The sequence below is a fragment of the Sphingobium fuliginis genome (genome assembly GCF_015074805.1).
Classification (GTDB): Bacteria; Pseudomonadota; Alphaproteobacteria; order Sphingomonadales; family Sphingomonadaceae; genus Sphingobium; species Sphingobium fuliginis.
This window is the reverse complement of the sequence record NZ_CP060035.1, coordinates 1,700,518-1,718,161: the sequence shown is the minus strand read 5'-3', so window position 1 is coordinate 1,718,161 and position 17,644 is coordinate 1,700,518. Positions and strand designations below refer to the sequence as shown.

Genomic DNA, 17,644 nt, shown 5'->3' with positions numbered 1-17,644 from the left:
GGCGGAATAGCAAATCGGCGGGTGCGATCATGCTGCTCCCGCCAGCGCGGCGAAGCCGAAAAAGGCGTCGCGGGCGCGGGCGGCGGCATGTTCATAGGGGCGGCGCTCCGCCTCCACCCGCAGGGCCAGCGCCTGTTCCTCCGCCGTCGTCAGGTCGCGCTCATAGGCGTCGATGTCGTAGAGGGCGTCGCTTTCGTCGCCGTCGAAGCCGGGCGGCGCGGGATAGTCGGTGCGCCAGCCGTCCCTTTCCTCATCCCACCAGATGCCGCGCAGCCGGGCGGCGGCTTCGTCTGGCGGGAAACTGGCGCGGTCGACCGGCGGAGCGGCCGGAATGGGCCGAAGTTCACACCGTCCATCGAGGGGGAAGAGCGGGGCCTTGCCACCCTCGCCCAGCGCCAGGCGCGCGGCGACGAACAGCGCGGCGGAGGCGCCGGGCGACAAGGCGGCGGCGGCCTGTTCGATGGCGGGCGCCTCTTCGGAGGCGGGGTCGGGCAGGGCGGCGTGGTCCGCATCGGCGGCCATGGGGTGGGGCGGGGCGTCGGGGCGGTCGGGCTGCGCCTGATCCTCCGGACAGAGCATGTCGAGATAGGCGGCGAAATCCTGCGCCACCACGCGGGCGAGGGCGGCGTCGCTGCCCTGCGGCGGGCTGTCGGCCATGCGGTCGAGGCGGGAGAGCATCGACATGGCGAGGCGGTTGTCGTGGCGGTGGCGGGTGATTTCGCCTGCGTCCATGTCCTTGCGGATCACCTCCTCATGGCCGGTGAGGGCGCGGGCGAGCAGATCGTCGGCGAGGCGGGCGCGGGCGATGAGGATGGCGGCGTCCCAGCCCAGGCGAAAGGCCGCGCCGTCGCGGCGGATGCGCAGGGCATAGGCCGAGCGCGGGCTGATGTGGGCGGCTTCGCAGGCGGAGAGAATGATGCCGGTGGCGGCGAGGGTTTCAAGGAAGGCGCGTTGGCGAGCGGGGCTCCAGCCGTCGGCGCGGATCTGCTGCGCGGGGGTGGGGAGGGGAGGGAATTGGCAGGTCATGGCAAGGCCCTTTTCCGTTAGGTGCTTTGCCGGGAGGATATGTCAGGGGAGGGGGTGTAGGACAGAACAAAATGGGAACATGTGCGCTAAGACAGTGACCTTGTCATGCCTGCTTCTTTCGATCGATGATCTTTTTCATCATCGCCATGACCTCCTCATGAGGAATGCCGGGCTTATCGGACGCAAGCGACTTCTCCACCTTTGCGCGAAACCATGCATCATAGGCCTCGGCTTCCTCGGTCGTCGCGAACTCGGATATGATGGGGTCGAGTTTGGGCATCGGTGGAGAATGTCAGCGATGTCGGGCTGTGCCAATCAGCGAGGGTGGCTATTGGTCCGGTCTGGATGAGTAGGATGTGGGCAGCGTAGACCCAATTCTGGCGAGGGCGATTTTACCAATTGCCCCCGGCGTCCTTGATGGCTTTGAGCAAAACCTTCTTGCTGGCGGTGCGGCGGGTGCCGCTGTTGCGGGGGATGTCGGCGTCGGTGATGCCGAGTTCGGCGCGGCGGCGTGCAAGGTCGGCGGCAAAGCTCTTGAAGGCGATGCGGCGGCCGGGCCAGTTTTCAATTTTGTCGGTTGAGGACATCGTCTACTTCCGAAGGGGCCTCTATCGTCCAGCACAAAGCTGGTTTACTCTGACGCCAAGGGCGTTCAGGTCATCCTCGCACTCGTCATAGTCGCTGTCACAAGCATTTGCGATTTCTGCCGCTGAGGTTGCATTGTAAGCACCTGCTACCCAAAGATAGTCGTCGTTATCAAATGGTGAAGATGTGAAAGAATCTGGGAGCAGATAACCCTTCTCATCACGGATAGTTATACGGGTAGCCCACGACGAGACATAGCCTCTTTCATAAACCATACGTAAAAACATGTCGCCTACGCCGGGTTGGCCAGAAAATGAAGCATGATTTCGATATTTGTCGAAATATTCTGACTCGCTATCCAGTATAATCCTGCCGTTCTCGGCTATATCCCTAAGATATTCAGCGCAAGAAATTCGACACTCTTCTGACGCATCTGGAAAGTTTGTGGGTAGTCCCAATGATTCCTTGGTAAGGTCGTTGGCGACAACCAAAACATTCTCATCAACTACTCTGAGCATTGCGATTTCTCATCCGCCATATCGACGCTGCCTTCTCACGCGCTATTATGTCCCCCATCTGATCACCGAAGAAATCCTTAGGCCAGTTCTCCACTCCCCCGAAGAGGTTGACTTGGAGCGGAGAGAGGTTCGATTGCCCTCCTTCATTTTCGCAAAAGAATAAAGCGATATCATTCTGAGTTATATTTCCAAATTCGGTCTCACGTTCAGCAATTCGCCGTAGAAGTCGATTTAAAAAATGTTCGCTATGGGATTCAATTATGAGCTGAAGTTTTCTGTTTATAGCAGTTGCTATAACTAAGTCCGCTATTCCCGCCTGTACATGGGGGTGTAGATGTATCTCTGGCTGCTCAATCAGAATTGTTGATCCCGCCGGGACATAATACAGTAACGTCAACATCGGAAGAATTTGGGAAACGCCAAAGCCCACATCAGTTATGAGCGTCTCCACGGATTGTGGTCCCTTTTTCACATACACACGGAACAGACCAGACTCCTTGCCTACTTCATCAACCCGGAAAGAGTAAATAAGGCCAAGTTTTTGAAGCCACCAAGCAATCATTTCTTGGAAGCTTTTTGTAGGGCTCTTGTATTTAAGATTCCGTCGAAGGCCAAATTCGGTAGCACTTAAAATGGCTTCAACGGTGCGTTCACCCCGGCGACCCACATCAGCCGGAGTTGAGCCCGACCATGGATATTGTCTCTTCGGATCCTCGCGAAGCGGTCCGAGATGCAGAATTGAGTCCATTTGGTTGACATACGCGTTCTCGAATAGCCCCAAAAACTGAGCATTTTGAAAATACGTCTGTGCTTGGTCAGGCAGCGAAAAGCATTTGGTCGGCTCCGGCAAATCCCATGGACGCCCCATCGAACGAACGAACCTAAATAACTCTTCGTTAGAAGATGTTAGCTGATATCCGGGCTTTCCTTCTCTCCTATTCAAGGAAAAGCTGGCCATATTCGTCGTATAAGTAAGCTCGTTTGTCAGAATTTTTCTACCGCGGGATAATAGCTCAACTTTGATCCCGATTTCCCGAAAGTTGTAGGCTTTCCTCCTTTTCTGCGTAGTATCAGTAAATGATAAAGGCTTGTCCAAACTCCATTCCAGATGCCATTTTAGATTGCGGGCATCTTCATGCCTAAAAATTGAATCCTTATAGGAGCCCAGCTCAACCGGCGTGGAGGAATCGCCAAATTCCAAAACAGCTTGGCTGTTGGTTGAATCTTTTGTCTGCTTCAAGAGCAGCAGAAATTGAATGATGCTGCTCTTTCCCGAGGAGTTCGCCCCGAAAAGAACTGTTATAGGCCGAAATTCAACGGAAAGTTCGGCCCATGATTTAAAATTTTTTACGCTGAGCTTTTTGAGCATAGGCCATTTAAATCATGATAAGTTAATCGTCTAGAGCACCATTGGAAGTCTCTTATTCCGCCGCCACAGCCTCCATCCCCAACAACGGCGCTAAGTACCGCCCGGTAAAGCTCCGGGCGTTCTTCGCCACCTTCTCCGGTGTGCCTTCGGCGACGACTTCGCCGCCTTTGACGCCGCCTTCCGGGCCCATGTCGATGATCCAGTCGGCGGTCTTGATGACATCCAAATTGTGTTCGATCACGACCACGCTGTTGCCCTGTTCGACGAGGGCGTGGAGAACTTCGAGCAGTTTGCGGACGTCTTCGAAATGGAGGCCGGTGGTGGGTTCGTCCAAGATATAGAGCGTGTTGCCGGTGGCGCGGCGGGAGAGTTCCTTGGCGAGCTTGACGCGTTGGGCTTCGCCGCCGGACAGGGTCGTCGCCTGCTGGCCGACCTTGACATAGCCCAGGCCCACTTCGGCCAGCATCGCCATCTTGTCGCGGATCGGGGGCACGGCCTTGAAGAATTCGACCGCGTCCTCGACCGTCATGTCGAGGACGTCGGCGATGGACTTGCCCTTGAACTTCACCTCCAGCGTCTCGCGATTGTAGCGGGCGCCGTGGCAGACGTCGCAGGTGACGTAGACGTCGGGGAGGAAGTGCATCTCTATCTTGAGCACGCCGTCGCCCTGGCAGGCTTCGCAGCGGCCGCCCTTGACGTTGAAGCTGAAGCGGCCGGGCTTGTAGCCGCGCGCCTGCGCTTCGGGGAGGCCGGCGAACCAGTCGCGGATGTTGGTGAAGGCGCCGGTATAGGTCGCCGGGTTGGAGCGGGGGGTGCGGCCGATGGGCGACTGGTCGATGTCGATCACCTTGTCGCAATGTTCGAGGCCCGTCACCTTGTCGTGCGGGCCGGCGACGATGCGGGCGCCGTTGAGGGTGCGGGCGGACGCCGCATAGAGGGTGTCGATGGTGAAGCTGGACTTGCCCGAGCCCGATACGCCGGTGATGCAGGTGAAGGTGCCGAGCGGGATGCTGGCGGTGACATTTTGCAGGTTGTTGGCGCGGGCGTTGTGGACGGTGAGTTTCTTGCCCGATCCCTTGCGGCGGCGGGGCGGGACTTCGATGCGGCGGGCGCCGTTCAGATAGTCGGCGGTCAGGCTGTCCTTGTGCGCGAGCAGTTCGTTCAGGGTGCCCTGCGCGACGATGGTGCCGCCGTGGACGCCCGCGCCCGGCCCCATGTCGACGATATAGTCGGCGGTGCGGATCGCATCCTCGTCATGTTCCACGACGATGACGGTGTTGCCGAGGTCGCGCAGGCGCTTGAGCGTGACGAGCAGGCGGTCATTGTCGCGCTGGTGCAGGCCGATGGAGGGTTCGTCGAGGACGTAGAGGACGCCCGACAGGCCGCTGCCGATCTGCGAGGCGAGGCGGATGCGCTGGGACTCGCCGCCGGACAGGGTGCCGCTGGTGCGGTCCAGGTTCAGATAGTCGAGGCCGACATTGTTGAGGAAGCCGAGGCGCTCCACGATTTCCTTGAGGATGGCGCGGGCGATCTGGTTCTGCTGATCGTTGAGGCGGCTGGGGAGGGTGGAGAAGAAACCGAGCGCGTCCACCACCGAGCGGCGGGTGGACATGGAGATGTCTTCCCCCGCGATCTTCACCGCCAGCGCCTCCGGCTTGAGGCGGGCGCCGTGGCAGGTCTCGCACGGCATGGCGGTCTGGTATTTGCTGAGTTCCTCCCGCATCCAGGCGGATTCGGTCTGGAGGAGGCGGCGGTTGAGGTTGCCGATGACGCCTTCGAAGGGCTTTTTCACCTCATAGCTTTTCTTGCCGTCGACGAAGCGCAGGGTGACGGGCCGGCCGGCGGTGCCGTGGAGGATGATGAGCTTCACCTCCCCCGGCAGGTCGGCCCAGGGGGTGTCGAGGGAGAAGCCGAACTCCTTCGCGAGGGAGCCGAGGACCTGCATATAATAGGGGCTGGGCGGGTTGGACTTGGCCCAGGGGACGACGGCGCCCTTCTTGAGGCTGAGGGCTTCGTTGGGGACGACGAGTTCGGGGTCGAACTCCTGCCGTTCGCCCAGGCCGTCGCAGGCGGGACAGGCGCCCTGCGGGGCGTTGAAGGAGAAGAGGCGCGGTTCGATCTCCGCTATGGTGAAGCCGCTGACGGGGCAGGCGAACTTCTCGCTGAAGACGATGCGGTTGGCGGGGATGCCTGCGCCCTTGAGGTTGCCGGTGGATTCCGCTTCGACCTCGCGGCCGGGGACGGCGCCGTCCGCGAGGTCGACATAGGCGAGGCCGTCGGCGAGTTTCAGGGCCTGCTCGAAGCTGTCGGCGAGGCGGGTGGCCATGTCGTCGCTGACGGCGAGGCGGTCGACAACCACTTCGATGTCATGCTTGTATTTCTTGTCGAGGGCGGGGGCGTCCTCGATGGCGTAGAGTTCGCCGTCGATGCGGACGCGGGTGAAGCCGGCCTTCTGCCACTCCGCCAGTTCCTTGCGATATTCGCCCTTGCGGCCGCGGACCACGGGGGCGAGGAGGTAGAAGCGCGTTCCTTCGGGCAGCTGCATCACGCGGTCGACCATCTGGCTGACCGTCTGGGCGCTGATGGGGAGGCCCGTGGCGGGCGAATAGGGGATGCCGACGCGCGCCCAGAGGAGGCGCATATAGTCGTAGATTTCCGTCACGGTGGCGACCGTGGAGCGCGGGTTGCGGCTGGTCGTCTTCTGCTCGATGGAGATGGCGGGGGAGAGGCCGTCAATATGCTCTACATCCGGCTTCTGCATCATCTCCAGGAACTGGCGCGCATAGGCGGAGAGGGATTCGACATAGCGGCGCTGACCCTCGGCATAGATGGTGTCGAAGGCGAGGGAGGACTTGCCCGAGCCGGAAAGGCCGGTGATGACGATCAGGCTGTCGCGCGGAAGGTCGACGTCGACGCCCTTGAGATTATGCTCGCGTGCGCCGCGGACGCTTATGGTGGTCAGCATTCGGCAGACCTCTGCTGAGAAATTTGCGTGAGACTCATGGGGGCGTGTTGTTCCAGATTTGTTCTTGGGAGGCAAGGGCCGGTCGGGCGCAAGATAGGGACTGTGCGGCGAAAGGAAAAGGCGGCGGCTTTGCCCCCGCGCCGGGCTGGGGTAAAGGGCGGGGATGAGCGGGACTTTTGTTCGGATGCGGTTCGGCGCGCTGGGCGTCGCGATGGCGCTGGCGGCCTGTGGCGGGGGGGTGCGCTATCGGCCCGTGAGCGACGTGCCGGTGCGGGTGGGAAAGCCCTATAGCGTCAGGGGCGTGACCTATGTGCCTGCCGCCGATCCGGGCTATGATTATCTGGGCTATGCGAGCTGGTATGGCGGGGAGAGCGGGAACCGGACGGCCAATGGCGAGCGCTTCCGGCCGAAGGCGGTGACGGCGGCGCACGCGACGCTGCCCCTGCCGAGCTATGTCGAGGTGACGGCGCTGGAGACGGGGCGGACGATCCTGGTGCGGATCAACGATCGCGGGCCCTTTGCCGGGCGGGGGCGGATCATCGACCTGTCGCGCGGGGCGGCGGAGCAGCTGGGGATCAGGGCGACGGGCCATGCGCCGGTCAGGGTGCGCGTCGTGGAGCCGCCGGAGAAGGACCGCAGCAAGCTGCGCGAGGGGAAGGAGGCGCCGGAGCGGCCGGTCGTCGATGCGCGGACGCTCGCCAATTTGCGGGCGCAGCTGGCCGCGCAGGGGCGCTGATGTCGTTCGTGGAAGAATGTCGTCCGTTCGTCCCCGGCTGATGTTGCCGGGCGTGATGGATGGGCGGATCATCGAATGGGGAAAACGGTCGTTGCGCACCCGCGCTATGATGCGGTTCGACATGGCGACGATCTGGCTATGGATCGACTGGCCCCGGGCCGTATCGCCGCAAGATGATTGAAAGAGATCCCGGAGAGCCCGACAGCTTCCTGGATGCACCCCCGGCCTTTCCCTTGCGCCGGGGGTGTTTTTATGTGCGCGAATTGTTGAACAATTGTAATTTTACGCTACGGAACAGTTGTTTTTCTGTCGTAAAATTGTCGTTCGTCCCTGTCAGACTGTATTTGGTCGACAGGAGCGCCGTTGGCCGACAGGGACAGGCGCCGGTCGAAAGCGAAAAGCGATGCATTTGCAATGCGCCTAAACAAAATGGGCGAAGACAGAGACGATGATCTGTTGAGGCCTTCTCTTCTCTTCGCTTGAGGTCTGCACCGCGCCCCACGCGGACAGGCCGACAAAAGCATAGCGTTGAGGAGACAATTGCCATGATCGCCATCAAGTTCACCGCTGCTCTCGCCGCCATGGCCGCCATGGGCGCCGCTGGCACGGCTTCCGCCATCGAATTCGAGTCCAACGGAAAGAGTGTCGAGGTCAGCTATCATGATCTGGACCTGTCGAAGACGAGCGACCAACGCGTCCTGAATGCCCGGATACGGCGTGCCGCGGCAAAGGTCTGCCCGCTCAACGATACCACGGCCGCGATCGAGAAGTGCCAGCAGGTTGCAGCCGCGCATGTTCGCGGCGCTGTGGACCTTGCCGTCGCCAAGGCTCAGGATGGGGAGCGCTTTGCCGATCTGAGCAAGTAAAAGCCAGTCGGCGCAAGCGCCTGAGTTATTCAATCGGTTTTTGGAAAAGGGCCCGGAATTCACCGGGCCTTTCCTTTTGTGGGCGCGGAGCGTTGCGGCGTCCCGTGGGCGCTGTCCTCCATCGTCTTGGGCGGTTTCCCTTCCCATCTGCGATGGATTGAAGGGTCAGCGCCCTGCCATGGCGCGGGCGTTGGTGAGATAGGTGCGGCCGATGCGGATTTCCGTGCCGTCCGCGAGGCAGGCTGACCAGACGCCGCTGCCGTCGTGGCGCAGCCGGGAGATATGGTCGCGGCGCACGATGTGGGAGCGGTGCAGGCGGACGAACTGCTGCGGGTCCAGCCGGTTTTCCAGCGAACTGATCGTCTGGTGCAGCAGATAGCTGTTGGCCCCCACATGCAGCCGCATATAGTCGCGTTCCGCCTCGATCCGGTCGATCTGGACCGCGCCGATGCGGATCAGTTCGGAACGGTGCGGCACCCAGAATTCCTCCGCCCATTCGGGTTCGTCCTGCGTGCTGGTGGCGGGGGAGGGGACGGTGCGGTTGCCCAGCGCCTGTTCGACGCGGTCGATGGCGCGGGACAGGCGTTCATGGGCGACCGGCTTCAGCAGATAGTCCACGGCGGCAAGGTCGAAGGCCTCCACCGCGAAACCTTCGAAAGCGGTGACGAAGATCACTGCCGGGCAGATGCCCATGCGCGAGGTCGCCCGCGCCACCCCGATGCCGTCGAGCAGGGGCATGGCGATGTCGAGCATCACCAGGTCCGGTTCCAGCCCCTCGATCAGGCGCAGCGCCGCCTCCCCGTCGCTGGCGGTGCCGACCAGCGCGATGCGCGGTTCGCGGGCGCACAGCATCTGGAGGCGTTCGACCGCCAATGGTTCGTCGTCGACGATCAGCGTTCGGATGGGCATGGGTTCGACCTTTCACGGATTGCGCCAAGGATGGGGAAATTCCGTACGCTAGAGCAGATTCCGATCCGATTGCATCGGCTCGACTGCTCTAAGTTTTTGTTTTGTCGCGTTTTCGAAGCAGATGATTCCATCTGCTTGGAAAACGCTCCAGGCTGCGGCGACAGCATCCATTGTGCCTCTACCCACCTGCGGTTGCTGGGGAGAAATGGAAGCTGAAACAAGTTCAGCATGACGTCGCCTATATTTTCAAGTTGAATGTCGATACGGCCTAGCTCCGGCGGATGATGGGGAGGGTGAGGTCCACCGCGAAGCCGCCGCCGGGGCGCGGGCCATAGTCGATCCGGCCCTGTTCGCCGAAGCGGGCGGTCAGGCGGTCGCGCACATTGGCGAGGCCGATGCCGCTGCCCGCGTCCGCTTCGCTGGGCGGCTTGTCGCCATTGTCGGCGACGCTGATGTGGAGCATGCCCTCCTCCTCCCGCGCTTCGATGGCGATGGTCACCGGGCTGGAGGTGCGCGACACGCCATATTTGATCGCATTTTCCACCAGCGGTTGCAGGATCAGGCCGGGAACGCAGGCATTGAGCAGGGTGTCCGGGATGCGGATGCTGGTCGACAGGCGATCCGGGAAGCGCACCGCTTCGATGTCCAGATAGAGTTTCTGGAGATGCACTTCCTCCTCCAGCGAGACGTCCTCCAGTGGGTCGCCGGTCAGGCTGGTGCGGTAGAAATTGGAGAGGGAAAGGATCATCTGTTCCGCCTCGTCGCGCCGGTCCTTCATGACCAGCGAAGAGAGCGAGTTCAGCGTGTTGAACAGGAAATGGGGGTTCACCTGATAGCGCAGGGAGCGCAGTTCGGCCTGCTGGGCGGCGCGTTCCAGCCGGTCGGCGCGGCGTTCGACGCGATGCGCCTCGCTGGCGTAGGAGAGGGCGAGGTACAGGCCGGCCCAGGCGGCGAGGAAGAAATAGCGGCTGATCGCGTCCTCCACGATCTGCATCAGGGCGAAGCCCTGTTCGCTCGCATATTTCTGATAATCGGCGTCAGGAAACAGCGAGGCCGGGTCGTAGATGTTGAAGACGTAGAAATTGGCCGCCGCCGTCGCAAGCGCGAAGGGCGCGGCGAGCGAGAAGGCGGCGACGATGCGCGTCGTCAGCGGCTGGCGGTCGAAGCGGCGCAGGCAGAGATAGAGGACCCAGGTGACGACGATGCCGATCACCGTCACCACCGCGCGGCGCGCGGCCATGGCCCCCTGCGCCTCGAACCCCATGACGGAGGCGCGCAGCGTCACCAGCACCGCGTAGAAGAACCAGAAACCCAATATCGAATAAAGTGCGACCGTCGGCGGCACGCCAGGCTCGCCGTCCTCGTTTTTTATGCTCATGGGCGAAAGTCTAGGACAAGGCGCGGCGTCTGTCGCCCCTTGGCGGCGAAGCTGGTCGAAGGGTTCCATGCGTTGGTCGATAGGGGCGGCGGGCGGAACCCGCCCTTGCCGCCGTCCGTTTCATGGTTCGAGGCGCCGGCGCGCCAAAAAAGGAGAGCATGATGAGCGACAAGACCGATATTCGGCCCAACAGCCGCGAGGAAGCCGACGACAGGCGGCCTACCGACGCGCAGGACCATGCGGTGACGACGGAGGAGAAGCTGGACGAGGGATTGATGGACAGCATGGATGCGTCCGATCCGCCATCGGCGACCGCGCCGGGCGATCATGGCGATCCGGTCCCGTCTTCCGGTTTTCCGGAAGGCAGGGATCGGCCGGACGGCGAGGATCGGAAGGACGGGCGATAGACGATAGGGGAAATCGTGATATGATCGGTTGGGAGGGCAGCCGCGCGTTGCCCTCCGCAGGTGAGAGGAGCCACTTCATATGCCGACTTCCGCCACTCCCGCGATCGAACGCATTGCCCGCGTGCTGGCCGGGCGCCAGCTCAGCCTGAACGGCGAGGGCAACGATCCGCATGCGGCGAGCGCAGTCGATGCCAGTTGGCAGGACCATGTCGACGATGCCTATGCGATCCTGCACACGCTGCGGGAGCCCGATGCGCAAATGGCGCAGGCGGGCGACGTGGCCGTATGGCGCAGCATGATCGGCGCGGTGCTGGAGCGCAGGGCCGGGTAGGGCATCGCGCAGAAACGCCTGTCCTGAGCCGGTCGTGGATGGGTGTTTTGCGCTGAAAAGGATGCGGCTGAAAACGATGCGAAAGCGGAAAATTCGAGCGCGCGGCCTGCATCCGGTTTAACATGGCGCGCTCCATGGCGGCGGCCGGGTTTGGGTTGCCCTTGCCGATCGGCCTGTCATGCTCGAAGGGATCGGGAGCCGAGCCTCCGCCCTGGCGGATTATCGGACCGCTTTGTTGTGCGCGCATGAGCCATTCGCCGCATTCGAGCGCCTCGCAGGAATGAAGCCCGTTTCGAGGAAAGCGTCTGCCGCCGGACAATGCCGGCGGGGGATGGGCGGCGAACCGGCTCATGCTACTCGATTGGGCGCATTCATAAAAATTACATGTTGCGCTGCACAAGGAAAAATGATTCCCTGTGTCTGTCGGCAGAACCGGCGCTTAAGCTTGCAGTAACCATCGGGGGCGCATGTTCTGCTTACGACTTGAAGTCGGAGGGCAAAAGCATGGGCACGAGTGCAAGACCTGCGGACGGGGCGATTACCCTGGCGGAGTTGCGTGAATTCGCCAGTTTCCCGGCCGCCACGCAGCGTTACATCCGAAGATCGCTGGACATCGGACTTCATCGGCGCGACGCCATGAAGCTGTGGTCGCGCGACATGGTGGAGGAAGCCAGCATTCGCGCGCAGGCGCGGATCTACGGGCGGCTGGAGGAGATCAAGGCGCGGGTGCCCGATGACAGCGGCCTGGACCAGATGGAGCCTTTCATGGCGCCGCTGGTGACGGTTTCCGCCTTCGACCTGGGGCAGGACCGGTTGTGCAGCTTTTCCGCCTATCGCTTCCTGTATGAGCGGCTGTTGGGTGCGGGATCGCGGCCATGGCTGCCGGGAGCCTTCTGCGCGGCGGCCAGCCTGCCGCACCTCCACCCCGAAAAGCGCCGGGCGCTGCTCCAGTCGATCAGCGAAGCGGCGGCGACGGCGGTCGGATGGTCGAACCGGGAGCCGACCTTCTATCCCGAATGGGTCGAGAAGGTGGATCTGAGCAAGGCGAACTGAGCGAGCGGTCCGGGCCCGTCCGGGGGGAGGGGCGCGAGGGACGCGGCGATGACGGCGCGGCGGGCCGGACCCGGCGCGCCGTTGCCTTTTTCCGCCGTCATGGCCCTCCATGCGCTTGATCCAGGTCTAGATTATCGCAATCGACTTCCCGGCTGAACTATGTCCTATTGCCGTCCGCAGGCATCGTCCTGTGTGCGACCCAACTGAAGCCCCGCCTTCCTTCGCAAGGGGCGGGGCTCCTTTGCCTTTGGCGGAGGGGGATCGGGTCAGCGGCGGGTTTCGAAGGCGGAACTGGCCCGTGGTTGCCGGAGCCGGACGGGGGTTCCCAGTTCGCGCCCCAGCATCGCCAGCATCCAGTTCCGGTGGCGGTCGATGAATTCGGGGAAAGCGTCGGGGCTGGCGGGATCGAACCTGGGCACGTCCCAGTCCGACGCGATTTCCTGATAGGGCTGGATGGTCTGGCCGGCGCCATCGTCCGGCAGGTCGATATGGCTGCCGAAATAGCTGTTCCGCCGGAAGCGGATCGATTCGGCCGGGGCGAAGCCGGCCCGGATCAGATAGTCGGGGCCGCTGCGCCCGCTCTCGCTGCCGTAGCGGGCGGTGCCCGCCACCTTGAAGACATTGCGCGCGAAGCGGACTCCGCGCGCCCAGCCCTGCCATTCGGTGGCGACGATCATCTGCACATCCATCGCCGGGCCGACATGGATGACGTTCCTTTCGATCCGGGCGTCCGACACATTGCCGGAAAGCTGGAAGATGCGGGCGCCGTCGTTGCGGCTGACGTTGAAGCGCGCCAGCGTGCCGCGATTGCCCAGATTGTCCTTGTCGTTGCGGCGGGGCGAGCAGATCAGCAGGAAGCCGCCGGCATTGTCGTGGCTGTAATTGTAGAGGAAGGTCGTCCGGCGCGAGTTGAAGTCGGAATCGAAGCCCTGGCCGTCATAGCGGGTGCGGGTATGGGCCGCCTCGTTGAGCTGGATCAGGCTGTTGTCGGTGCTCCACTGCCAGATGCCGGCATTGTAGCCGGGCGCGCGGCTGCCGGCGTGGAGGACGATATTATGTTCGATCAGGGCGCCGTCCGTGCCGCGGGGGACGATGCCGTCGCCGCCGATGTCCTCCAGATAATTGTCGCGGATCACCACCTTCCTGCTGGGGAACCAGTCGAGGAGGGATACCCGGTCGCTGATCCCGGCGATGCCGGACCGATCGACGCGCCACAGGATGTTCCGCTCGATCGCGAGGTCCTGGAAGCGGGTGGCGAGCTGCCGGCCGGTGGCGCGGAACAGGATGCCGCCATTGTCCTTGCGGTCGTTGGTGCCGCGGACATCGTGGACATAATTGTCGCTGATGCGGATGCCCCGCGTCACCCCGCGGTTTTCGGCGCGCACCAATATGCCGATGCGCGGGGCCGGCGAGGGGGCGGCGTTGGTGACTTCCAGCCCACTGATCGTGACGTGATCGGCGTCGATCACGCCGACGGCATATTCCGAAACGCCGCCCGCATCGATGCGCGGGCGCGGGCCGGAGCCGGTCGCGCCGACCGTGATGGGCGATCCCGCCTTGCCCGAGCGGGCGATCGTCAGCGGTTCCCGCCAGACCGATCCGGCGGCCAGCAGGACGCGGTCGCCGGGCCGGAGCGGCCAGCCATTGACCCGCGTGAGCGAGCGCCAGGCCCGGTTGCCGGCGGTGCCGTCCGCATTGTCGTCGCCCTGGCGGGAATCGACATAATAGGTTTCGGCGTGGGCGGCGGTGACGAGGGAGGCGGGAAACAGGAGCGTCGGAAGAAGAAACGCCCAATATGGCTTCGGCACCTGTCGGTCTTTCACGGCGTTGCGATCTGGCCGTGAGATTGATGGAGGGGGGCTGAACGGTCAATGAAGATGTGGCGATTGCGGGGACGATGGCGTGTCGCGGGGAAAGGAGGGCCGGCAAGCCCTTGAATTGCCGGATGGGAGCCCTAGATTGATGTGGTCACTCTTCCCCCTTGGAGTGACACCTCCCTGAACCTTGGCCCCGCCGTGGAGCTTGCTCCGGCGGGGTTTCTTTTTGGAGAGGGCCGGGACGGCGATCAGCGGCGGCGGTAACGGAAGTACCATACTTCATGGCCCAGGCTGCGCGCTTTCGCTTCGTAGCGGGTTTCGGGCCAGCCGCCGGGGCGGCGCTGGAAATCCGTGGGAGAGCCCGCCAGCCATTCGAAATCGGGATGGCCGTTCATCACCATCAGCGCCCAGCGCAGATAGACGGGATGGTCCGTGCCGAAGCGGAATTCGCCGCCCGGCTTCAGCTTGCGCGCGATCATCGCGACCGGGCCGGGGTTCATCATGCGGCGCTTGGCGTGGCGGGCCTTGGGCCAGGGGTCGGGGTGGAGCAGATAGACGAAGCTGAGCGAGCCGTCCGGAATCCGGCCGAGCACGGAGAGCGCGTCGCCCATGTGGAGGCGGACATTGCCCAGCGCCCTGTCGCGGATATGGCCGAGCGCGGTGACGACGCCGTTCAGGAACGGTTCGCAGCCGATGAAGCCGTGATCGGGCAGCAGGTCGGCGCGATAGGCGAGATGTTCGCCGCCGCCGAAGCCGATTTCGAAATGCAGGGGACGGTCGTAGCCGAACAGGCCCGCGGCGGTGACATCCCCTTCCTCAGGCACGGAGAGGGCGGGCAGCAGGGAATCGACCAGTTCCTGTTGCCCCTTGCGGAGCTTGTGCCCGGACTGGCGGCCGTAGAGGCGGTTGAGCGTGGTGGGATCGCCGGATTTATGCGCTGTCATGCGCGGGCGGATAGAGCATTTTCGGTGCGAGTGAAATCACCTGCCGGATCGAAAAATGCGGGAGGGGGATGGGGTAAGGAGGGGAGCGTCATGGGGCGCCTCCTGTCCCCGTTGTTGAGGAGATGATGCCGGGGACAGGAGGCTTAGGCCTGACGCCGTGGGCGGCGTCGGGCTTGTTCCTTTGGGAGGCGATGGGCCGGGACCGATGCGAACCCGTCAGGTCATTTGCACTTGGCGAAGCGGCCCTTGGCGTCCTTGCACGGTCCCTTCTTGGCGACCGGCTTGGGCGGACATTTGACGAACTTGCCCTTGGCGTCCTTGCATGGCGCGGCCAACGCTGGGGCTACGCTGCCGGTCATGAGGGCGAGGCCGAGGAGGGCGGAAGTCAGTGGCCTGGTCATCGCATTCCCCTTGGAAAGAGGTTGCCGGACCCGACAGGGGTGCGGGTCCGACGCCCTGCTTATGGGCGTTTTGCGGGCGGCATGCCAATGAACTTTTCGTCATGTTGCCGCCATGCGGGGGGCCTGTCAGGCCGCCGATTGCCGGTCCGTCAGGCCGATCCGTTCCTGCTGCATCATGGCCGCGGCGCGTTCGGTGGCGATGCGGGTGTCGTCGGCCAGTTTCTTGACCTCGCCCGCGACGACGGCGAAGCCGCGGCCGGCCTCCCCGGCGCGGGCGGCCTCTATCCGGGCGTTGAGGGCGAGCATGTTGGTCTGGGCGGCGATGCCGCGGATGGTCGAGACGATGTCGGCCAATTGGGTCATCGTCTTTTCCAGCGCATTCTTCTGCCGCTCCAGATCGTGCTGGAGGCGATGGCTGTCGGCCAGGCGATGACGCGCCTCCCGTTCCTGCCGGACCTGGCGGGTGATGTCGGTGGCGATCTTCACGACCTTGCGCAATGTGCCGTCGGCTTCGAAGACGGGATTATAGGTGGCCTGCAACCAGATTTCGCGGCCGTTGCGGTCGCGGCGCTCATAGGCGCCGGCGTCGAAGGCGCCGTAACCGAGCTTCTGCCAGAAATCGGCATATTCCTGGGATGCGGCATGGTCCGGCGTGCAGAAGATCCGGTGGTGCTTGCCCGCAATCTCTTCCAGCCCATAGCCCATCAGGGCCAGGAAATTGGCGTTGGCCGTCAGGATCGTGCCGTCCAGCGCGAATTCGATCACCGCCTGGCTGCGGTTGAGGGCTGTCCACGCGGCTTCGGCGCCGTGGGCGCCGTAAGAGAGGGAAGAGGCCAAACCATGTCTCCTTGATCCATCCGGCGCTAGGCGGAGCATGGTTAAGGAAGGGTAAGGGGCCATGAAAAAGGGGCTGCCGGGCGACCGGCAACCCCTGATGCGATGTGCTTTCCCGACCCGGATCGGGTGTGTGGGATTCAGCCCATGGCGGCTGCAAATGGCGGCTTTCCGCGCTTCCGGCGCTTACCTGCCGAACTGCGCTTCGAGCTTTTTTCGCCTTGCCCTGAACGGAATCCCCGCGCGCCTTAAAGGGCGGCCTTGAGCTTTTCCACCAGGTCGGTGCGTTCCCAGGGGAAGAAGTCGCCCTCCGCCTTGCGTCCGAAATGGCCATAGGCGGCGGACGGCTGGTAGATCGGCTTGTTGAGGCCGAGATGGGTGCGGATGCCGCGCGGGGTGAGGCCGCCCAGTTCCTTGATGTTCTTGATCGCCTGTTCGATCCTGTCGTCCCCGACCGTCCCGGTGCCGTGGGTGTCGACATAGAGCGACAGCGGTTCGGAAACGCCGATGGCGTAGGCGAGCTGGATAGTGCAGCGCTTCGCGAGACCGGCGGCGACGATGTTCTTCGCGAGATAGCGGGTGATATAGGCGGCCGAGCGATCCACCTTGGTCGGGTCCTTGCCGCTGAACGCGCCGCCGCCATGGGGCGAGGCGCCGCCATAGGTGTCGACGATGATCTTGCGGCCGGTGAGGCCTGCGTCGCCGTCCGGGCCGCCGATTTCGAAGCTGCCGGTCGGGTTGATGTGATAGACGGTCTCATCCGAGAGCAGTTCGCCGGGCAGGATTTCCGCGACGACGCCCTTCACGTAATTTTTGAGTTCGGCTTCCTTTTCGCCCGCGTCATAGCCCGGCGCGTGCTGGGTCGAGACGACGATGGCGGTGGCGGCGGCGGGCTTGCCGTTTTCGAAGCGCAGCGTCACCTGGCTCTTGGCGTCGGGTTCCAGGAAGGGGGCGCGGCCGCTGTGGCGGTCGGCGGCCATCTTCGCCAGGATCTTGTGGCTGTAGTCCAGCGTGGCGGGCATGAGGTCGGGCGTTTCGTCGCAGGCGAAGCCGAACATGATGCCCTGGTCGCCCGCGCCTTCATCCTTGTTGCCGGCGGCGTCGACGCCCTGCGCGATGTGCGCCGACTGGGCGTGGAGATTGTTTTCGAAGCGGAAAGTTTCCCAGTGGAAGCCGTCCTGTTCGTAGCCGATGCGCTTTACCGTGTCGCGGACGGTGCGTTCGATCTCTTCCTGCGCGCCCGGCGCCCATTCGCCATTTTCATAGACGCCCTTGCAGCGGATTTCCCCGGCGAGGACGACGAGCTGCGTCGTGGTCAGCGTTTCGCAGGCGATGCGGGCTTCGGAGTCTTTCGACAGGAAGAGGTCGACGATGGCGTCGGAAATCTGGTCCGCGACCTTGTCGGGATGGCCTTCGGAAACGGATTCCGAGGTGAAGAGGTAGTTCGAACGCATGGTTGCTCCAGTCTGATGCTGTGTCTGCGTATAAAGAAATCTTTATGTGCA

General features: G+C 63.2%; 19 protein-coding genes. 6 read left to right on the top strand and 13 right to left on the bottom strand.

The window, feature by feature from the left end; genetic code table 11:
• Nucleotides 1-27 precede the first annotated feature (27 nt).
• The 6 genes from H5V43_RS08155 to uvrA all read right to left on the bottom strand — a co-directional run bounded on the left by H5V43_RS08155 (nucleotide 28) and on the right by uvrA (nucleotide 6,463).
• A complete protein-coding gene (locus tag H5V43_RS08155; protein WP_025550212.1) occupies nucleotides 28-1,026 on the bottom strand; it encodes a hypothetical protein in 999 nt (332 codons plus the stop codon).
• A 103-nt stretch (nucleotides 1,027-1,129) separates the two neighbouring features.
• Nucleotides 1,130-1,306 (bottom strand): type II toxin-antitoxin system RelB family antitoxin, encoded by a 177-nt coding sequence (gene relB, locus H5V43_RS08150; RefSeq protein ID WP_025550211.1) that lies wholly within the window; start codon nucleotides 1,304-1,306, stop codon nucleotides 1,130-1,132.
• 112 nt (nucleotides 1,307-1,418) lie between these two features.
• The gene (locus H5V43_RS08145; protein ID WP_025550210.1) at nucleotides 1,419-1,613 is read right to left on the bottom strand and encodes a hypothetical protein; all 195 of its coding nucleotides are present in this window, start codon (nucleotides 1,611-1,613) and stop codon (nucleotides 1,419-1,421) included.
• Between the two features lie 21 nt (nucleotides 1,614-1,634).
• Nucleotides 1,635-2,129, bottom strand: coding sequence for a hypothetical protein (locus H5V43_RS08140; protein WP_128830804.1), 495 nt, complete (start codon nucleotides 2,127-2,129; stop codon nucleotides 1,635-1,637).
• Nucleotides 2,113-3,498, bottom strand: coding sequence for an AAA family ATPase (locus tag H5V43_RS08135; protein WP_102999744.1), 1,386 nt, complete (start codon nucleotides 3,496-3,498; stop codon nucleotides 2,113-2,115). Before H5V43_RS08135 ends, H5V43_RS08140 begins: the two co-directional genes overlap by 17 nt.
• A gap of 52 nt (nucleotides 3,499-3,550) precedes the next feature.
• On the bottom strand, nucleotides 3,551-6,463 hold the full coding sequence (uvrA, locus tag H5V43_RS08130) for an excinuclease ABC subunit UvrA (RefSeq protein WP_193666638.1): 2,913 nt from the start codon (nucleotides 6,461-6,463) through the stop codon (nucleotides 3,551-3,553).
• A gap of 163 nt (nucleotides 6,464-6,626) precedes the next feature.
• On the opposite strand from uvrA, the gene H5V43_RS08125 reads away from it, so the two are divergent.
• The 3 genes from H5V43_RS08125 (at nucleotide 6,627) to H5V43_RS08115 (ending at nucleotide 8,065) form a co-directional block, all read left to right on the top strand.
• A complete protein-coding gene (locus H5V43_RS08125) occupies nucleotides 6,627-7,199 on the top strand; it encodes a septal ring lytic transglycosylase RlpA family protein (protein ID WP_044662614.1) in 573 nt (190 codons plus the stop codon).
• 16 nt (nucleotides 7,200-7,215) lie between these two features.
• Nucleotides 7,216-7,380: a hypothetical protein gene (locus H5V43_RS08120; protein ID WP_157846890.1), complete on the top strand. Its 165-nt coding sequence runs from the start codon at nucleotides 7,216-7,218 to the stop codon at nucleotides 7,378-7,380.
• Nucleotides 7,381-7,744: 364 nt separating this feature from the next.
• Complete coding sequence (locus H5V43_RS08115) at nucleotides 7,745-8,065, top strand: UrcA family protein (RefSeq protein ID WP_037484333.1); 321 nt, start codon at nucleotides 7,745-7,747, stop codon at nucleotides 8,063-8,065.
• 165 nt (nucleotides 8,066-8,230) lie between these two features.
• Here H5V43_RS08115 and H5V43_RS08110 read toward each other — a convergent pair whose 3' ends face one another.
• On the bottom strand, nucleotides 8,231-8,974 hold the full coding sequence (locus H5V43_RS08110; RefSeq protein ID WP_025552126.1) for a LytR/AlgR family response regulator transcription factor: 744 nt from the start codon (nucleotides 8,972-8,974) through the stop codon (nucleotides 8,231-8,233).
• 268 nt (nucleotides 8,975-9,242) lie between these two features.
• Complete coding sequence (locus tag H5V43_RS08105) at nucleotides 9,243-10,352, bottom strand: sensor histidine kinase (RefSeq protein WP_025551518.1); 1,110 nt, start codon at nucleotides 10,350-10,352, stop codon at nucleotides 9,243-9,245.
• A gap of 161 nt (nucleotides 10,353-10,513) precedes the next feature.
• On the opposite strand from H5V43_RS08105, the gene H5V43_RS08100 reads away from it, so the two are divergent.
• The 3 genes from H5V43_RS08100 (at nucleotide 10,514) to H5V43_RS08090 (ending at nucleotide 12,143) form a co-directional block, all read left to right on the top strand.
• The gene (locus tag H5V43_RS08100) at nucleotides 10,514-10,759 is read left to right on the top strand and encodes a hypothetical protein (RefSeq protein WP_229742423.1); all 246 of its coding nucleotides are present in this window, start codon (nucleotides 10,514-10,516) and stop codon (nucleotides 10,757-10,759) included.
• Between the two features lie 79 nt (nucleotides 10,760-10,838).
• On the top strand, nucleotides 10,839-11,090 hold the full coding sequence (locus H5V43_RS08095; protein WP_025551521.1) for a hypothetical protein: 252 nt from the start codon (nucleotides 10,839-10,841) through the stop codon (nucleotides 11,088-11,090).
• Between the two features lie 504 nt (nucleotides 11,091-11,594).
• Complete coding sequence (locus H5V43_RS08090; protein WP_025551523.1) at nucleotides 11,595-12,143, top strand: hypothetical protein; 549 nt, start codon at nucleotides 11,595-11,597, stop codon at nucleotides 12,141-12,143.
• A gap of 266 nt (nucleotides 12,144-12,409) precedes the next feature.
• Here H5V43_RS08090 and H5V43_RS08085 read toward each other — a convergent pair whose 3' ends face one another.
• The 5 genes from H5V43_RS08085 to metK all read right to left on the bottom strand — a co-directional run bounded on the left by H5V43_RS08085 (nucleotide 12,410) and on the right by metK (nucleotide 17,593).
• The gene (locus H5V43_RS08085; protein ID WP_025551525.1) at nucleotides 12,410-13,951 is read right to left on the bottom strand and encodes a right-handed parallel beta-helix repeat-containing protein; all 1,542 of its coding nucleotides are present in this window, start codon (nucleotides 13,949-13,951) and stop codon (nucleotides 12,410-12,412) included.
• A gap of 257 nt (nucleotides 13,952-14,208) precedes the next feature.
• Nucleotides 14,209-14,904, bottom strand: coding sequence for a tRNA (guanine(46)-N(7))-methyltransferase TrmB (gene trmB / locus H5V43_RS08080; RefSeq protein WP_025551526.1), 696 nt, complete (start codon nucleotides 14,902-14,904; stop codon nucleotides 14,209-14,211).
• A gap of 221 nt (nucleotides 14,905-15,125) precedes the next feature.
• Complete coding sequence (locus tag H5V43_RS08075) at nucleotides 15,126-15,305, bottom strand: hypothetical protein (RefSeq protein ID WP_025551528.1); 180 nt, start codon at nucleotides 15,303-15,305, stop codon at nucleotides 15,126-15,128.
• Nucleotides 15,306-15,431: 126 nt separating this feature from the next.
• Nucleotides 15,432-16,142, bottom strand: a complete 711-nt coding sequence (locus H5V43_RS08070; RefSeq protein ID WP_025551529.1) for a methyl-accepting chemotaxis protein — start codon at nucleotides 16,140-16,142, stop codon at nucleotides 15,432-15,434.
• 245 nt (nucleotides 16,143-16,387) lie between these two features.
• Nucleotides 16,388-17,593: a methionine adenosyltransferase gene (gene metK / locus H5V43_RS08065; RefSeq protein ID WP_025551531.1), complete on the bottom strand. Its 1,206-nt coding sequence runs from the start codon at nucleotides 17,591-17,593 to the stop codon at nucleotides 16,388-16,390.
• Nucleotides 17,594-17,644: the final 51 nt, after the last annotated feature.

Excerpts from the sequence above, each read along its gene's own strand:
- H5V43_RS08155 (WP_025550212.1), bottom strand. The coding sequence starts at position 1,026 with ATGACCTGCCAATTCCCTCCCCTCCCCACCCCCGCGCAGCAGATCCGC.
- relB (WP_025550211.1), bottom strand. The coding sequence starts at position 1,306 with ATGCCCAAACTCGACCCCATCATATCCGAGTTCGCGACGACCGAGGAA.
- H5V43_RS08145 (WP_025550210.1), bottom strand. The coding sequence starts at position 1,613 with ATGTCCTCAACCGACAAAATTGAAAACTGGCCCGGCCGCCGCATCGCC.
- H5V43_RS08140 (WP_128830804.1), bottom strand. The coding sequence starts at position 2,129 with ATGCTCAGAGTAGTTGATGAGAATGTTTTGGTTGTCGCCAACGACCTT.
- H5V43_RS08135 (WP_102999744.1), bottom strand. The coding sequence starts at position 3,498 with ATGCTCAAAAAGCTCAGCGTAAAAAATTTTAAATCATGGGCCGAACTT.
- uvrA (WP_193666638.1), bottom strand. The coding sequence starts at position 6,463 with ATGCTGACCACCATAAGCGTCCGCGGCGCACGCGAGCATAATCTCAAG.
- H5V43_RS08125 (WP_044662614.1), top strand. The coding sequence starts at position 6,627 with ATGAGCGGGACTTTTGTTCGGATGCGGTTCGGCGCGCTGGGCGTCGCG.
- H5V43_RS08120 (WP_157846890.1), top strand. The coding sequence starts at position 7,216 with ATGTCGTCCGTTCGTCCCCGGCTGATGTTGCCGGGCGTGATGGATGGG.
- H5V43_RS08115 (WP_037484333.1), top strand. The coding sequence starts at position 7,745 with ATGATCGCCATCAAGTTCACCGCTGCTCTCGCCGCCATGGCCGCCATG.
- H5V43_RS08110 (WP_025552126.1), bottom strand. The coding sequence starts at position 8,974 with ATGCCCATCCGAACGCTGATCGTCGACGACGAACCATTGGCGGTCGAA.
- H5V43_RS08105 (WP_025551518.1), bottom strand. The coding sequence starts at position 10,352 with ATGAGCATAAAAAACGAGGACGGCGAGCCTGGCGTGCCGCCGACGGTC.
- H5V43_RS08100 (WP_229742423.1), top strand. The coding sequence starts at position 10,514 with ATGAGCGACAAGACCGATATTCGGCCCAACAGCCGCGAGGAAGCCGAC.
- H5V43_RS08095 (WP_025551521.1), top strand. The coding sequence starts at position 10,839 with ATGCCGACTTCCGCCACTCCCGCGATCGAACGCATTGCCCGCGTGCTG.
- H5V43_RS08090 (WP_025551523.1), top strand. The coding sequence starts at position 11,595 with ATGGGCACGAGTGCAAGACCTGCGGACGGGGCGATTACCCTGGCGGAG.
- trmB (WP_025551526.1), bottom strand. The coding sequence starts at position 14,904 with ATGACAGCGCATAAATCCGGCGATCCCACCACGCTCAACCGCCTCTAC.
- H5V43_RS08075 (WP_025551528.1), bottom strand. The coding sequence starts at position 15,305 with ATGACCAGGCCACTGACTTCCGCCCTCCTCGGCCTCGCCCTCATGACC.
- metK (WP_025551531.1), bottom strand. The coding sequence starts at position 17,593 with ATGCGTTCGAACTACCTCTTCACCTCGGAATCCGTTTCCGAAGGCCAT.